The 14,521-nt window shown below is 45.0% G+C and carries 9 protein-coding genes; 3 read left to right on the forward strand and 6 right to left on the reverse strand.

The genetic code is table 11. The features are described 5' to 3' along the window. Positions 1–270 precede the first annotated feature (270 nt). From ACR6Z4_RS21510 to ACR6Z4_RS21535, 6 genes are all read right to left on the reverse strand, one after another. Complete coding sequence (locus ACR6Z4_RS21510; protein ID WP_479719377.1) at positions 271–1,656, reverse strand: ATP-binding protein; 1,386 nt, start codon at positions 1,654–1,656, stop codon at positions 271–273. After that, positions 1,641–4,601 carry a HEAT repeat domain-containing protein gene (locus ACR6Z4_RS21515; RefSeq protein ID WP_479719378.1) on the reverse strand — a complete coding sequence of 987 codons (2,961 nt, stop codon included), beginning with the start codon at positions 4,599–4,601 and terminating at the stop codon, positions 1,641–1,643. Before ACR6Z4_RS21515 ends, ACR6Z4_RS21510 begins: the two co-directional genes overlap by 16 nt. Positions 4,602–4,764: 163 nt before the next feature. Beyond that, a complete protein-coding gene (locus ACR6Z4_RS21520; RefSeq protein ID WP_479719379.1) occupies positions 4,765–6,285 on the reverse strand; it encodes a hypothetical protein in 1,521 nt (506 codons plus the stop codon). An 836-nt stretch (positions 6,286–7,121) separates the two neighbouring features. Continuing rightward, positions 7,122–8,186, reverse strand: a complete 1,065-nt coding sequence (locus ACR6Z4_RS21525) for a PDDEXK nuclease domain-containing protein (protein WP_479719380.1) — start codon at positions 8,184–8,186, stop codon at positions 7,122–7,124. 171 nt (positions 8,187–8,357) lie between these two features. Then, positions 8,358–9,563, reverse strand: a complete 1,206-nt coding sequence (locus ACR6Z4_RS21530) for a hypothetical protein (RefSeq protein WP_479719381.1) — start codon at positions 9,561–9,563, stop codon at positions 8,358–8,360. A 305-nt stretch (positions 9,564–9,868) separates the two neighbouring features. Further along, positions 9,869–10,006 carry a hypothetical protein gene (locus tag ACR6Z4_RS21535; RefSeq protein ID WP_479719382.1) on the reverse strand — a complete coding sequence of 46 codons (138 nt, stop codon included), beginning with the start codon at positions 10,004–10,006 and terminating at the stop codon, positions 9,869–9,871. 1,432 nt (positions 10,007–11,438) lie between these two features. Between ACR6Z4_RS21535 and ACR6Z4_RS21540 the strand changes: the two genes are divergently transcribed. From ACR6Z4_RS21540 to ACR6Z4_RS21550, 3 genes are read left to right on the forward strand one after another with little or no spacing between them, the layout of a single operon-like run. Then, a complete protein-coding gene (locus tag ACR6Z4_RS21540; RefSeq protein WP_479719383.1) occupies positions 11,439–11,765 on the forward strand; it encodes a CU044_2847 family protein in 327 nt (108 codons plus the stop codon). Next, complete coding sequence (locus ACR6Z4_RS21545) at positions 11,752–13,647, forward strand: CHASE2 domain-containing protein (RefSeq protein WP_479719384.1); 1,896 nt, start codon at positions 11,752–11,754, stop codon at positions 13,645–13,647. The genes ACR6Z4_RS21540 and ACR6Z4_RS21545 overlap by 14 nt, the downstream gene beginning before the upstream one ends. Positions 13,648–13,650: 3 nt before the next feature. Next, the gene (locus ACR6Z4_RS21550) at positions 13,651–14,496 is read left to right on the forward strand and encodes a DUF928 domain-containing protein (protein WP_479719385.1); all 846 of its coding nucleotides are present in this window, start codon (positions 13,651–13,653) and stop codon (positions 14,494–14,496) included. Positions 14,497–14,521 lie beyond the last annotated feature (25 nt).

Consider the following 14,521-nt stretch of genomic DNA (forward strand, 5'->3'; position numbering starts at 1 on the left):
ATCCAAAATTTCCAAAATTTCACATCGCAAAATTGAGTATATTCATAATAGGTGATTATCGTCTGTTTACTGTTGGGTATTACCACTGCTTTACCTGCTTACGAGAGACGATGACTTGCCACTAGGCTTCAATAGCAGCAGTAAGTTGAGCGATTGCTACTTGATTCTTTTGCTTCGTTTGGTGTTCGGAGGTCAAATTGTCGTTTGCCGGGGTTCGGGGTTCTGATTTGCAGGTAAAATGGTGAAGGACGCAGTGCGATCGCCATTTCCTCACTCTTGAATTCTGGGTTGTTGCTGAACTACCCATGCTTCGAAGAGTTGGGAACCGATGGTATAAGATTCATCATCCGTTTTTAAAATCACGCCTGTTCCTGTAAGTGCTTCTAGCACATCTGCAACTTCTCCATAACTTAGATGGGTGTTTTGTGACAAGCTCTCGGCGGTTCCCTTGCGACAGGTAATCAGGGCTTGGTAAAGCGTTCGTTCGCTCTCACCAAAACTATAGGGTCGCTGGGTGTCATTCCACCAGGCAGAAAAATCGCGGTCATGTTGCCTCAATAGTTCAGCTTTGAGGGTATCGAATGAGCGAGGGGTTTCTTTAGAATGTTCATCTAGAATATGGTTCAGGATTTGCTGGGTTAGGTAGGGATGACAACCCGCCCAATCAATCACCGTTGCGATTTCTGCGTCGGTTAAGGAAATCTGTTCTGCTTCAACCCGTTGAGCGACTAGTGTCTGTGTTTCGCTAATCGTTAATGGTGTGAGCCAATCCACTTCAGCAATATTCAATAATGGAGAGCCAACTGCCTGCTGATAATCTCTTAAATTACGATAGCCAGATAGAAGAAATCCCACAAATGGTTTGAGAGCAGTGTCCGTGTCTTTTAATCCACGCAAATAACTCCATGCGTCATTTGCCCACTCTTGGCTAACGACAAATTCAGCCCCGTCTAAAAGAAAGCAAACACCGTCAAATTGCCATTCTTGCAGTTCATTTATAGTCTTAAGCAATGCTTTGCGGAAGTCATCATGGGTCAGTTGCTTGTCATGGTCTGGGTTGCTGACCTTTAGCTTCATATTGATCGTATTCAGGAAACCAACGGTTACTTCTCCACTTTCAACCTGGCTAAGAAACTGGTTATACATCTCCCGTAATACAGTTCCAGGTACTTGCCGCCATCGATCCATTGCCTCTCGTAAACGAGCAATCAGCAAATATCTGAAGCTATCTAAGGTTTTGGGTTGTTCTACCTGCAAACTGATAAATACCGGAAATGCCCGAATAGTTTCCCTCATTGGCGAAACTAGAGTTTTATGGGGTCGTTCTAGATCAGTCTTAGACCCAAGTACTTTTGAAAAAGTAGGAAATAGTGTTTTAACCCAGCCTGGGTGAGTTTTGCCTAACTCTTCTGTGCCATGCCGCTGAGTTTGTTTGGTTAGAGAGGAGGTTTTACCGGGATCTAAATTGAGTAAATTCCATTCAACTGCTCTTAGAATGCTAGTTTTGCCAATTCGTCGCCCACCCAGGAGAATTCGGACTTGAAAGGGCGATCGCTTGACTTCATCCAGTAATTCACCGCGACCTGAGAAGTAAGGCGGATCAGTAATGGCAACCCTAAAATTATCAAACGGTCGTTTTCTCAATGAATGTGCCATTGGCGAGTTTCCTCCTCTCCCATTTCCATTTGCAACCAACGTGATAACAGAGGTACTTTGCTCTGATAATAGTCTTTTTGTTTATTGTCTTTACGCACCACCAGTCCTACCATTTCTAGCCAGAGTAAAGCGTCTAAACATTGGCTTTCTGTAAACAGGTTGCGGAGATGTTGGCGTAAATCTTGCTCGGCTACTCCTTCCGGGGAGTCTTGATTGCTTGCCAGCACTTGCAGAACCGCCATTGCCGATGCAAAGTTACGTTTTTTTAGGTCTGCCCAAATATTTTGTCCAAAGTAATCCTTTAACACACTAGAGTAAGCAAATGGTCGTTGAATGTAGCGTTGGGCATTAGACTTGGTAATTAGCCCATCTTGTTCTGGAATCTTACTGCAAAGGAGACTAGCAAGCTGACGAGCAATAAATGGATGTCCACCACTTTCTCGATGGATGGTTGAAAGCATTTCTGGGTCAAAGGTTCGACCCATGAGACGACTGATGTCAGTCAACATTGTTTTTGTTTCTTCTTCAGAAAAGGGAGACAACAAAACTTCTTTGAAGAAGCTGAAAACTGGATTCGTCGGTACGTCTGCTTGCTGCCATTGATTAATCCGATTACAGTCGGGATGAACATCAGCAACCAATAATCCCAGGCTGCGCTGTTCTTGACTTAAGGCTCGGAGTCCTCCAAAGAAAGCATTGAATTCTTCGACTTTGGCAGGAGGGTCTGTTGCATTGGGCAGGATGCGTTCTATTTCGTCTAAAAATAGCAGAATCGGTAACTGATAGCCCGCTGCTTTGAGGTGTTTAGAGAAGTGACCCACCCGTTCAATAAATTCAGTCGTTAATGCTGCGGCAGGACTATCTTGGGGAAATGATTCAAATAAGGGAACTGATGGTGATGGGCGATCGCCTATTAACACCGAGAGTTGTTTGAGAATCGCATTAAACAACTCCGCTCCGTAGCGAGGTTTGCCGCCATAGGGCTGAAGATCGATATGGATAACTGGATGGTGTCGCAGGGAAAAACCTAGCTGGAGCAAAATTGACGTTTTTCCAGACTTACGTAATCCAAATAATCCAACGCCTTGATTGCGAAGTAACTCTTCTTCTAAGCGATGCAATAACTCTGATCGTCCAAAGAAGGAGAGCGTGTCGCCAATTGCGTTGCGATCGTCAAATAAATCCGCCCCTGGTAAATAGCGATCGGCATAGTTCGCCAGTAATCCGGCACACGCGGTGCTATCTAAGACAGACTGCTCGATGGCTGCCAGGGGAATTGGAATTAGCACGAAATGATCGCGCAGTCGCACTTCTGCCATGCGGACTCGAAATAATGTATCAGGCAATTCGCGGTAGAGCAAAATCCCTGCCAATTTTTGAGGGTCAGTTCCCAATCGTTCCGCACAGCGCATCAATTCAGTCACGTCTTGAGATGTGGACTGCTCGATCGCCAGTAAAACGGGCAAAGGTGCTAATGACTTCAGCCGACCTGAAGCCGTCACAATGCGTAAACTGCGTTTGTTCTCTCGTTGAACTGTAGCACCTGCTTGTTCAAAGAAACGTTTGACAGTTGCTAACAGTTGACCCAAAGTTTCTCGCTCTTGTCTTGCGGCAACCATGGCTCTACCCAAGCGGAGCACCACGACAGGGCGGAACCAAAATAAAAGGAAGCCGCCTGCGATTAGTAAAGCGACGCCTCCAGCAACCACATTCAACATCATCCCCAATATCAGCGCACTTCTTTGAGCTGAAAGTGAATCGACACCTCGCCGAACTGGTGCTATCAAGGCTTCTGAAAACTGAGGCTTGCCCTCTGCTAGAAGGGCAGTAGGGTCAGGAGATTGCAAAACTCGCTGAGCCTGAGTTAAATCGGCGATCGCTTGATTTAGCGTATTCCATGACAGATTGGTTTGTTGGCTGCTAACATCATTAAGCCGATCTTGAAAGTTCGTAGAAATTTGACCTAATGCCAGGGCAGCACCGTCCCGAATCTTAGCATTCCGATCTCTTAACGCTCTAGTTAGATCAGGAATGATAGGTGCGCCGATTTGTCCTAAGGCAAAGATGGAGCCTTGCCGAATACCTTCCTGCGCTTCTCCGAGTACCTCGATTAATGTGGGGACAGCGACACTTGCCTCAATTCCCATTTCTCCTAAGGCATAAGTAAGGTAGCGACGAACCTGGGGATTTTTATTCTGATCCTGCAACACCTCAACTAGAGTAGGGACGGCTTCTGAACCCAGTTTGCTCAGAGCCAGTGTAGTTCTTTGGCGAACGACAGCATCTTGATCTGCGAGGGTTTTGATCAATGCTGAAATCGATGATTGGGCGGGTACCCCGATGCCACCCAACGCATGAGCGGCACTGGCTCGAATTGTCCAATCCTGATGATTCAGTGTCTTTATCAATACGGGAATAGCCGCTTCTGCTTCTGCGCCAATTAGCCCGATCGCTTCAATCGCGTGGGTCTGAACCGTTTGATCCGCATCTTCTGCCCGCTGAGTTAATGCGGGTACAGCAGACTTTGCATCTACACCCATTTTTCCTAAAGCCAGAGCGGCATTCAAACGAACATTGGGATCATTATCGTTGAGTACCTCAATCAATTCGGGAACGGAAGCAGAACCCATGCGGCTAAGGGCGATCGCTGCTGCCTGACGCACCTGATCATCTGCGTCTTTTAACGTCTCAATTAACACAGGAACCACTTGATCGGGTCTGGCATGAATTTTTCCCAATGCCTCAACCACACTCATGCGCACTAAATCATCCTCGTCTTGCAATGCTTCAATCAGTTCAGGAACACTGTCTTCAGCTTCAGAACCGATTCTGCCCAAATTTGCAGCCGAGATCCAACGAATCTCTGCACTCTTGTCTCGTAATTGCTGAGTGTAAATAGAAATTTCTGCATCATCCGAACCAGAGATACACCCACCTGGAGCCAAGAGCAGCGATATGAGTAGCCCCAAACAGACAAACCTGAGTATTTTGATGAATGGTCGTCTGTACTGCCGCATAACCCCTCTATACCCATTCGATTGCAAATTTAGAGACTGCCCAGTTCCTGCCCTGCTGAAAGTGCTAACCAGGACAATCCAGCACATTGCCCTAACCAGACGAGCCTGAATTGGAGTTAACGGCTTGAAGCTTGAAGTGATGTTGGAGATACTTGCCAAAATCATCATGCTCCAGCCACTCTACCTTTCGAGCCATTGAAAATGAAATCGATGCCGTGCCCTCTGGAGAGACTTGATAAACCCATTTAGCATCTTGGCAAACGGAAGACTCAAGCCCAGAAATTTGTTGCGGTAAACTACCTTGTCTTGCTGCCGCTTCCTTGACTTGCAAAACTTTTTGAGCCAACTCCATCAGCAATGATGTTTTGACACTTTTATACAGCTGATTGATTTGCCATTCAATCCAGGAATAATGAATACCATCAATAGAACTCATGGTTGGCATGATCACCTCGGTGCTCCACCAGGGGTTCCACCAGGGATCGGCAATGCCAACTTTTTCAATCCATGCTTTTAGATTGTCATGACAGAGATCTTCTTGGGGCAGAGCGCGAACCATCCGGCTCACTCTCTCAAACCGATCAACTGCGCTTAAGCGAAAGTAAGGCATCAATAACCAGCTTGGTAACGGGCCAAACCAGGGCAAAATCTGATAAATGGCTGGAGCTTCAGCATCCATGTCTGAAAAAGTAGCTTCATTGAAAGAAATGAGCTGATTCAATGAGTATTTTTGGAAACTCCGAACCATTCCCAGGGATTGAATTTCCAGGCTGGTTAAAAAGGCTTGAGGTTGATCATATTGTATGAATCGCTCAATCCGGTCTTGCCACTCAGGAGGTACCCCCTGCATCTTCTGCATGATTACGGCTTGTGGTTGAGTGTTGATAATCGCAACCAATTGGGGAATCAGGGTGGGTTGTTTCTGTAAACTTTGATTAAGTTTCCAAGAAACTTCTAGAGTTTTTAATGCATCCTCTGACTGCCCCAGACGAGTCTTCTCCAATATGTCCAGGGATAAAATTCTGTGGAAATTTGCCTGATTGAGAAAACTAGGCGGAGCAGTATTAATATCAAAAAGCCTGAAATCAATGGATTGCCCCTGCGGCAAATCACTATTAAGGACATGAGTACGAACTGCATCGAGTTGCGTAACGTGAGACGCTAGATAACGGCTCAAACTTTCTGGTGGAGCATCAATCTCATCGTTAGGCTTATCGATCTGGGAACCTACATATTGCTGTAACTCCTCTCGGATGGCTTCAAAAGCATTTGTTTCGGCATTAGATTCAGGCAAATACAGACTGTGAGTCAGACTAGAATCTGCACCGATCGACCATCTAGACCCCAAGCCAGCTGATAATTCGTCTAATTTAAGAGCAGAGCTATTGGGTTCCGTTTTTGGAAACTGCTGAGCAAATTCCTCAAGTGCTTGATCGACTTTCTTTTCTTGCAGAGCCGCCAGAAAGTTACCACCGATCATCCACACAATCAGCAGCCCCGTTAAGATCAAGAGGGGCGATCGTAAGTTTCTCAAGCATCTCAGTAGTTTCTGCCCCAAGTTCTCGGTTCCAGGAATGGGACGCTGCAAAATTTCGAGTAATTTTTGCCACATAACTGCCCTGCACCAACGAAAGAATGCACCTATACTTTATAGGTTCTATCCTACCGTTGTAGTTTTTGCACCAAAAACTTTAGGGTTGGCAAGTCATTTTATAGCAATCTGTTGAACCTTAGCTTTTAGATCCGGCACTCCAGGGGTTTTTCCCCAGCATTATGGCGATGATTATCTGCTAGTGGGTCGTTTGCCTTGAATATAGCTATTACGAGACATATATTAAGACAACTAGCCTTTTCAAAAAAGGCGATATTCATGCAAATTGATTTAGTAGTTGCAGCATAGAACTTTTGCTTAGGGAATGCTTTCAGACAAAATCACCTCAAAGTATTCCCTAAGTTGAACTATCTGCCAGAAGCCACGTATTGGGTTTACCCATGATGATCTGCTTCCAACCATTTTGGTTATTTAGGGAATACTTAACGGCGTTCTGGCTTTACACTATACCCTAAATCCTTTGACCATTCTGGCAAGAAGCTTGAGTCATGGAGTCTTTGGTACTTTTCCTCTGCTACCGCAGGCATCCTCTGATTGACCATTCAATCAGAGACACTGACCATGACTCAAGCATTACAACGATCGAGGGACAAGACTGCAAAGCAAAAAAAGCAGACTGAGTAACCGACTGACCACTTTTTCCTGATTCTGATTTTGATTGATCTTGGGGCTGAAGTAGTTTGATTGATGGGAACAAATTTAAACGTATTTGGATGAACTGCAAAATACTCCCGTTTCTAATCACAGCACTGTTTCAGTAATCGATGTAACATTTCAATTTGCTAGCGATGTACTCGATTATGAGCAGAATTTGCTATTGCGGCAGTTTGAAGAGGTTAGGTTGATTCCTCTGATGTCTTTTTTGATGTTTCTATTTCAATTGCAACAGTTTCCAACTCCATTTCTAGTTGTTCAAGGGTGGGTAAATTACCTTGAAGCGGTTCTGGTAAGGAATTTTTGAGTTGATAGGTGGAGATACCAATCGGCTTGTTAACATCTCGCAAGGCATATTCTGCCGCAGTCTTTTTCTTGCCCTTACAAAGGATGATACCAATGGTCGGATTGTCGTCGGGGTGGCGCAGCAGATCGTCTACAGCAGAAACGTAAAAGCTCATCTTGCCAGAGAATTCGGGTTGAAATTCTTTGACTTTGAGATCAATTACTACATAGCAGCGCAACTTAAGATGATAGAACAGTAGGTCAATATAATAATCATCGCCATCCACCTCTAGATTATATTGACTACCAACGAATGCGAATCCGACTCCTAACTCTAACAAGAAGTCTCGAATGTGATCGACCAGAGCGCTTTCTAAATCTCGTTCTTGTACGTTTTGGCTGAGAGTCAAGAAGTCAAAATGATAGGGATCTTTGATGAGTTGTTGCGCTAAATCTGATTGGGGTTTGGGTAATGCCCGCTCGAAATTGGTGATAGCACCCCCCATGCGGTGGTATAGTCCACTTTCAATTTGATGAACCAAGACATTCCGGCTCCAGCCATGTTCGATTGTTTGTTTGGCATACCACAAGCGTTCCTGATTGGTTTTGAGTTTGTCTAGTAAGGCAAGGTTGTGATACCAGGTAATATGTCCAATCTCTGCTTGGATCATGCCCTCGTCAGGGTAGGTTTGGGCAAATGCCCGCATGTACAGCAGGTTGGAGCGAGAGAACCCCTTCATCTCGGGAAACTCTTGTTTGAGATCTTTGGCGAGCCGCTCAATTACCTTTGCACCCCATCCCTCTTGTTGTTGACGAGAAAGGATTTCTCGCCCAATTTGCCAGTAGAGCAACACGAGTTCACGATTGACTGCCAGGGCAGCTTTAATCTGGGCGCTACGAATACGTTCTTTCAAGTTTTGTAGAAAGATGTTGTAGTCGTCTGGTAGAAAGGTTTTGCCCATGTCTAGTGTTTATGGCGCTTTGCGCCTGAATAGATTACGGTTGTTGAGAGAGAGCCATGCGTAGCTCTCTCAACAACGTGTACTGCACACAATTGAGAATTGCTATATAGTACGTGAAAACTATTGTCGGATCTAAGGTCGAATTGTCCAAGCACTGCTTGGACAATTTTTTTAGGGATGTTGATGGTTGGGATGGGGTATGTCGAGAATTCCAGGGTTGATATTTGCCCATGCGATCGCCTCTGCCATCAAGATTGGATCCCCCGATGCCAAATACTGCTGCATTCGGGCAATATGAGCAACCTGATAGGCTTCAGATCGAATCCGATCGGATTCTTCTTTGGCGATCTTGGAGGCTTCTCGGCGAACCTCAATCCAGGTTTTGGCATCTAATAAAGCCTGGTGGATTGGTTGAGCATTGATTGGAGATTGAGGACTTTCATTACTGGGTTGAATCGAACTCTCTTCACCGTGATCTAAAAGTCTATCTGATGCAATATTACCACCTTCATCTAGTGTTTTTGATTCAATGCGATCGCTAGAATTGATATCTGTCAAGGGATTACCGTCTGTTACTGATAATAAGCTTGGGGTGTTATCCACGTTAGCTGCGCCGTTCGCGCAAGCTAACGTGGATAAGTATGTAAAGGTTGGGGGGTCTGGGGGGGGTTCCCCAGGGGAGACAAGGAATTTGGGGTGCCACAGGTCACGGTGCCGATACAATGATCCGCCACCAATACCATAAAGGAGGAGTGCTTTGAATCTTGCTGTTGCGCCAGCGGGAAGCGTATTGTTTTTTAGAAGGTTGGCAATTGCTCCTTTGATTTTTGCTCGTGTTGCTTCAGACTGTTGTTGGTTCCAGGTTAATGCTGTGTTTTCGGATGACTCGAGCACAGCGCTTTTGTATTTTCCTTGTGGAATACCATATTGAAAGTAGTGACTATTTTCGATGCAATGCGCCCATTCTGATGCTCGCTTTTCAATTTCATGTTGATGCTGACACCATGTTTCATATCCTGGTAGAGCACGCGCTACCCTAACGATCTCATTAACGAGGGCTTGCCCTGCTAGAGGTTCGCCCCCTTGTAAGACGTGATGAAAGATATACTCGCGCATGGTAATGCGACCCAGGAGGTGGTTAGTTTGTCCTGAACCTGTCCATCCGATTTCAATCTCTGTGTTGAGATCATTGATAAACTTGTCAGCTTTGCCAGAGATCTTGTAATGTTTACGTTTGAATTGTTTGAGAATCTGCTTGATCGTTTTTGGATGAATATCATTTCTATTTTGAGCAAACTGCCACTGCTGCACAAAGTTGTATGAATCACTCCAAATGGGTTGAAAGTTTTGGTTAAGTAGATAGGATCCAGCTTGCATTGGTAAACGATGCGCATTGAAAAGACTGGGAGTCCCGTCCGTAATATAGGGTCTGGGATTTGGAAGAATTTCTAATTGTCCGGGATTTGGCTTGAAGCCTGCATTTTCGATCAAGGCTGAAACAGCGGTTGCTAGTTCCCAAGAATTAACTGCTTCTTTAAAAGGAAGATAGAGATGTAAACCACCGCTATAGCTAGAAGTACAGATTATGTAAGAAACTAATCCCAGCGGTTCTAAAGCTGCGACGATCCGAGCGATCGCAAATGGATCGTGTTGGGGATGATAACGGCTGCCAATATCGATGTCTAATAGGCAGTATTGGGTTTGACTGCCAAAACGAACACCAAAAAGGTAAGCACCCTGACGCAGAATGCGATCGCTGAGAAGGTGGCGACTTTCGGTTTGCCAATCAGGAGATTCTTCGGGTTGGGGATGGTTGGCATAGATATAGTCAAAGCGATGTGGGAATAGCGCAAGAAATGCGTCATCCCACTCTTTTACGTAGGCAAAGGTCTGGGTAGCAACGGAGGTAACTATGACGCACCTCCCAGCCTATTAATAGGTTTCTGTATTGGGTATTGTGTCTGTGCCTGCATGGGCTCAAAAACTCTCTTTTCTGTTTAGTTTCAGATGGAGAGAAATTTTCCCAGATCTATGTCTTGAGTATTTTGTGAGCGATCAGTCTTATCAGACTGATTAGGTTGTCTCATAAAGCTAGACATCTTACAAGTTAAGCATTCTAGAAAAAAGAAGTGTATTGATACGGAAAAAAGGTGATTTAATTGGGACGGTTCAGTGTGCCCATTTGGAGATGTTTGTCTTAATTTAAAAGCCTTAGAGGAAAAGGGTTTGAGTTATTTTTGTTTAGTTATTTTGGGTGAGACAGAGATCTGAGATAGCAAAAGCCTGTGCAGGTAAAAGCGGGTGAATGCTTTTACAAGATCGGTATGAGCTATACGGGACAATACATTGAGCGATCGCTTTTTATGATCTATTGCTGGAAAGAATAGTGATAAAACGCGGAGAATTATGTCTCATTTATAAAGTCCTGATTTGTATTCTCTGAAAATTACTCGGATAAGACCAAATCCTTATACAGCTTTTATTCTGAGACTAAAGTAGGTGTGAGTAGTTGTAGAATACGGAGGCATTTGTCTTGTCGTAACTCGGGAAATTGGTGTAATGCGGCAGGATTGATAAACTCGAATCAGTTACAAGAAACGGAGAACTTTGTCTGATATCGAGATTGTGTCTGAACTGGATTAGAGAAATTTGAAAGTGAGTTGATACGGAGAATTGATTTTAATAAAGTGCTTGCTCAGCTTTAGTTCTAGAAGATAAAAGACTGAGACAACATACAAATTAATGGAGATTAAGTTAAACGATGTGGAGATTTAGTGACACGATACGGAGAACTTTGTCTTAAAGCTGAGTTGTTTTTAGGGGAGCATTTAAGGGCGTGATGGATGCACTAAGGCAAAGTGATTGTATACGGAGAAAGTTGTCTTAAAACTAAAGTTCCCTGTTGCTTAATATTGAGTAGGTGTGGACGATCGCCAATAAGACAAACCCTGTGATAGTGCGAAGAGGGGAGACAAGAGACGGTAAAAAGGCATCTTGGGCGATCGCCTATCGCGTAGTGATTCTATACGGATTATCTTGTCTTGTTGTCTTAAGAAGTCAGGTGATAGTATACGGAGAAAGATAGTCTCATTTGTCTTAGGAGTTGAAGATTTGTTGCAAGAGCATTCTCTTCAGCTTGATTTCCCTATCCCAAAGTGTTTAGGAAAAATGTGAGTCATATCTCGCCGATCAAACTCTTTGCTTGTTAGAGTGAGATGCAACTAAGCTCTAGCGTGGATTGAGGAGTCAATTGTGACCTTTGCTGAAACTCGAACAACTCAGGTCCCTGCTCAACTGCCCAACGGCACCCTGATCAAAATTGAAGTTGAGCAAACCGGGCGGGAGGATGTTGCGTTTGACATTCGACCGTTTAAGGAAGTGACAGCAGCAATTGAAGGGATTGTGGATGCGATCGCCGCTACTCTATATAAAGTCAATCCTAGTAAAGCATCGGTTAAGTTTGGCATTGATGTATCGATTGATTCTGGACAGTTAACCGCGATGATTGTCAAAGGAGCAGGTAAGGCAAATTTAGAAATCACGCTGGAGTGGGAGAAACCCAAGGATGACGCAGGCTGACAGCAAGGCAAATCTAGATGAGTTGCTGCAACAGTGTACGGTCAAGCTCAGCATTCCGGGTAAAGCAGGATGGGGGACGGGTTTTTTTGTGGCTCCCGGTAAAATTTTGACCTGTGCCCATGTGGTCAAAGATGCGGGCGATCGCCCTGTTGAAGTGTCCTGGCAAGGTCAGGAGGTGGACGCTGAATCTAAGGTGATTGTGCAATTTGCCGATCCGGTTGATTTAGCCTTGCTAGAGTTAACGACTGAGATTCCCCATCATCCTTGTGTTTACCTGGATACTACTATTCAATCGGGGGATGATCTTTATACCTACGGCTATCCAGATGATTTTGCTCAAGGTGCGCCGGTTACAGGGCAATGTGAAGGGTTAACAGGAGATACCCCACCCATCATTAAATTTAAGGCGGGACAGGTGCGTCCGGGGTTGAGTGGTTCACCGTTGTTGAATCGGCGAACTCATAAGGTTTGTGGGATTGTTAAATTTACCCGCGATCGCAGTGATGATTTGGGTGGAGGAGCCATCTCGACGGCAACCATTTGGTCAAAACTGAGTGAGCTAAAAGATTTACAGACAACGTTTCATCAACAGGATCAGCGATGGAAAAGCTTGTTGCCGTTGATGCGTTGTACTCGTCGTAGCGTGCTTTTATCTAGCTTGGGAATTGCTATTTTTGTGATAGTTGTTCGATTTTTGGCGATTCTTCAACCGCTGGAACTCTGGGCATTTGATTGGCTGATGCAGATGCGTCCTGCTGAACCAGTAGATGATCGGTTCTTGATTATTGAAATTGACGATGATGACTATGAACAGCGAGAAAGGAGGATTATTCAAAAACCGGGAATGTCAATTTCCGATCAGTCGCTAGTTGAGCTGATTCAACTGCTACAAACGTACAAACCCAATGCGATTGATTTAGATCTTTATCGAGAATTTACCGGAGATAGCCTCAAGCCTTTGTTCAAAAGTAGCCCAAATTTATTTGCCCCGTGCAAAGCTCCTGAAATTAGGCAAAATTCAGATGGTCAACGTGAAGTTACTTATCCAGGAATTGCTCCGCCTCAAGAGATCTCACCTCAACAAGTTGGCTTTAGCGATTTCGTACATGATGGGAATCTGATAGTCCGTCGTCAACTCATGCTGATTGAACAGCAAGAAGCTCCTTGCACCGCTACAACCGCATCAAGTTTGCAGTTAGCAAAGCATTATCTAGAGGCTCATCAAGTTGAGTATCATCCTCCTGAGGAACCTCAATGGATCTTGAAATTTGGGGATACTCCCTTCCGACGGTTAGTTGCTCCTTATGGCGGATACCAAAGTATTGATTGGGAAGGCTATCAAATTTTGCTGAATTACCGTTCAGTTTGTTTAAGCGGGGTATGTTCGCCTCGCAACATTGCTAAAAAGTTTAGCCTTCGAGAGGTGTTAGAAGAACGGAAACTGACCCAAGCAGATGTTGAAGGCAAAATTGTTTTGATTGGCTCTTCGGTTGAAACTGTTTTTCCAGATAATTGGCGTACTCCCTATGGAGAAGAAATACCGGGAGTATTTATGCAAGCACAGATGATTAGCCAGATTCTCAGTAAGATGATGGATGGTCGTCCATTATTGCAACCCTGGTCGTTTGGGATGGAATCGCTGTGGATTTGCAGTTGGTCGCTGATTGGAGGGATATTGGCATGGCGTATTCAGTCGCGCCGTTTAGGAATAGTGGTGGGAGCGATCGCCATTATTATTTTGCCTGCTATATGTCTGACTTTTTTTATTCTGGGTAGCTGGGTGCCTTTAGTTCCGCCTGTACTGGCGTTTGTAGGAAGCAGTGGGTGGATTACTTATAAAACCTTTGTCCTTCGGAAACAGGCATGGAGGTTAAAATCTTAGTCCATGAACTGTATCCAGCGGTTACTCAAGCAAATTATTCTTGTTACCTTAGCGTTGGCATTGATGTTAACGATTTCACCCAGTGTTGTTTTAGCTCAGTCTGGCAATTCTGTTACTAACTTTTTTAGGGATGCTCTCAATCGAGCCAAGTTAATTTTCGTTCCCCCTACCCATATCGGCACCCCGACAGGGCGTTCTGCGGGTGGAACGGGACGAGGGCAGGGGTGTCTTTCGGTGGAGCAACCTCTGACTGCTCTGGTGCCTGCTTTTTCGGTTGAGAGAGAAGAGCAATCACCGTCAGCAGATCAGGAAGCGATCGCTCCGACCTATATCTGGGGGACAACGGTGGAGTCTCAGCCGTCGCTCTGGTTTTATGTGCCCTATGCGGCATCTGAGGTATTGCGATCTGCTAAGTTTATGGTGTTAGATGCCGATAAACATCCAGTTTTATCTCAACCCATTCTGATGAATTTGTCTGGAACGCCGGGTATGGTTGAAGTTCGTATTCCTTATGAATTAGGCGTCAATCAACTCTACAACTGGTATTTTTCGATCGTGTGTGATGCCGACAGACCCTCACGCAATCCGGGTGTGCGGGGCTGGATTCAGCGGCTTGAACCCAGTCCGGAAGTCGTTGCTGCCTTGGCACAGGTAATGCCCTCACAAACCTATAGGATCTATGCAGAAAATGGGATCTGGTACGACATGGTGACAGAGCTTGCCCATCAGCGCCGACGTCATCCAGAGAGTCAAGCTTTGCAAGCCGATTGGACAGGGTTACTTGAGTTTTTAGATCTTTCAGAGCTGGCATCCCAACCCATTACAGGCTGTTGTACGCCTGAAACATAAATGAATTTGTCTGAGGCGATGTCCA

It is taken from the genome of Calyptranema fuscum S582 (genome assembly GCF_055793305.1).

Excerpts from the sequence above, each read along its gene's own strand:
- ACR6Z4_RS21510 (WP_479719377.1), bottom strand. The coding sequence starts at position 1,656 with ATGGCACATTCATTGAGAAAACGACCGTTTGATAATTTTAGGGTTGCC.
- ACR6Z4_RS21520 (WP_479719379.1), bottom strand. The coding sequence starts at position 6,285 with ATGTGGCAAAAATTACTCGAAATTTTGCAGCGTCCCATTCCTGGAACC.
- ACR6Z4_RS21525 (WP_479719380.1), bottom strand. The coding sequence starts at position 8,186 with ATGGGCAAAACCTTTCTACCAGACGACTACAACATCTTTCTACAAAAC.
- ACR6Z4_RS21530 (WP_479719381.1), bottom strand. The coding sequence starts at position 9,563 with ATGCAAGCTGGATCCTATCTACTTAACCAAAACTTTCAACCCATTTGG.
- ACR6Z4_RS21535 (WP_479719382.1), bottom strand. The coding sequence starts at position 10,006 with ATGCCAACCATCCCCAACCCGAAGAATCTCCTGATTGGCAAACCGAAA.
- ACR6Z4_RS21545 (WP_479719384.1), top strand. The coding sequence starts at position 11,752 with ATGACGCAGGCTGACAGCAAGGCAAATCTAGATGAGTTGCTGCAACAG.
- ACR6Z4_RS21550 (WP_479719385.1), top strand. The coding sequence starts at position 13,651 with ATGAACTGTATCCAGCGGTTACTCAAGCAAATTATTCTTGTTACCTTA.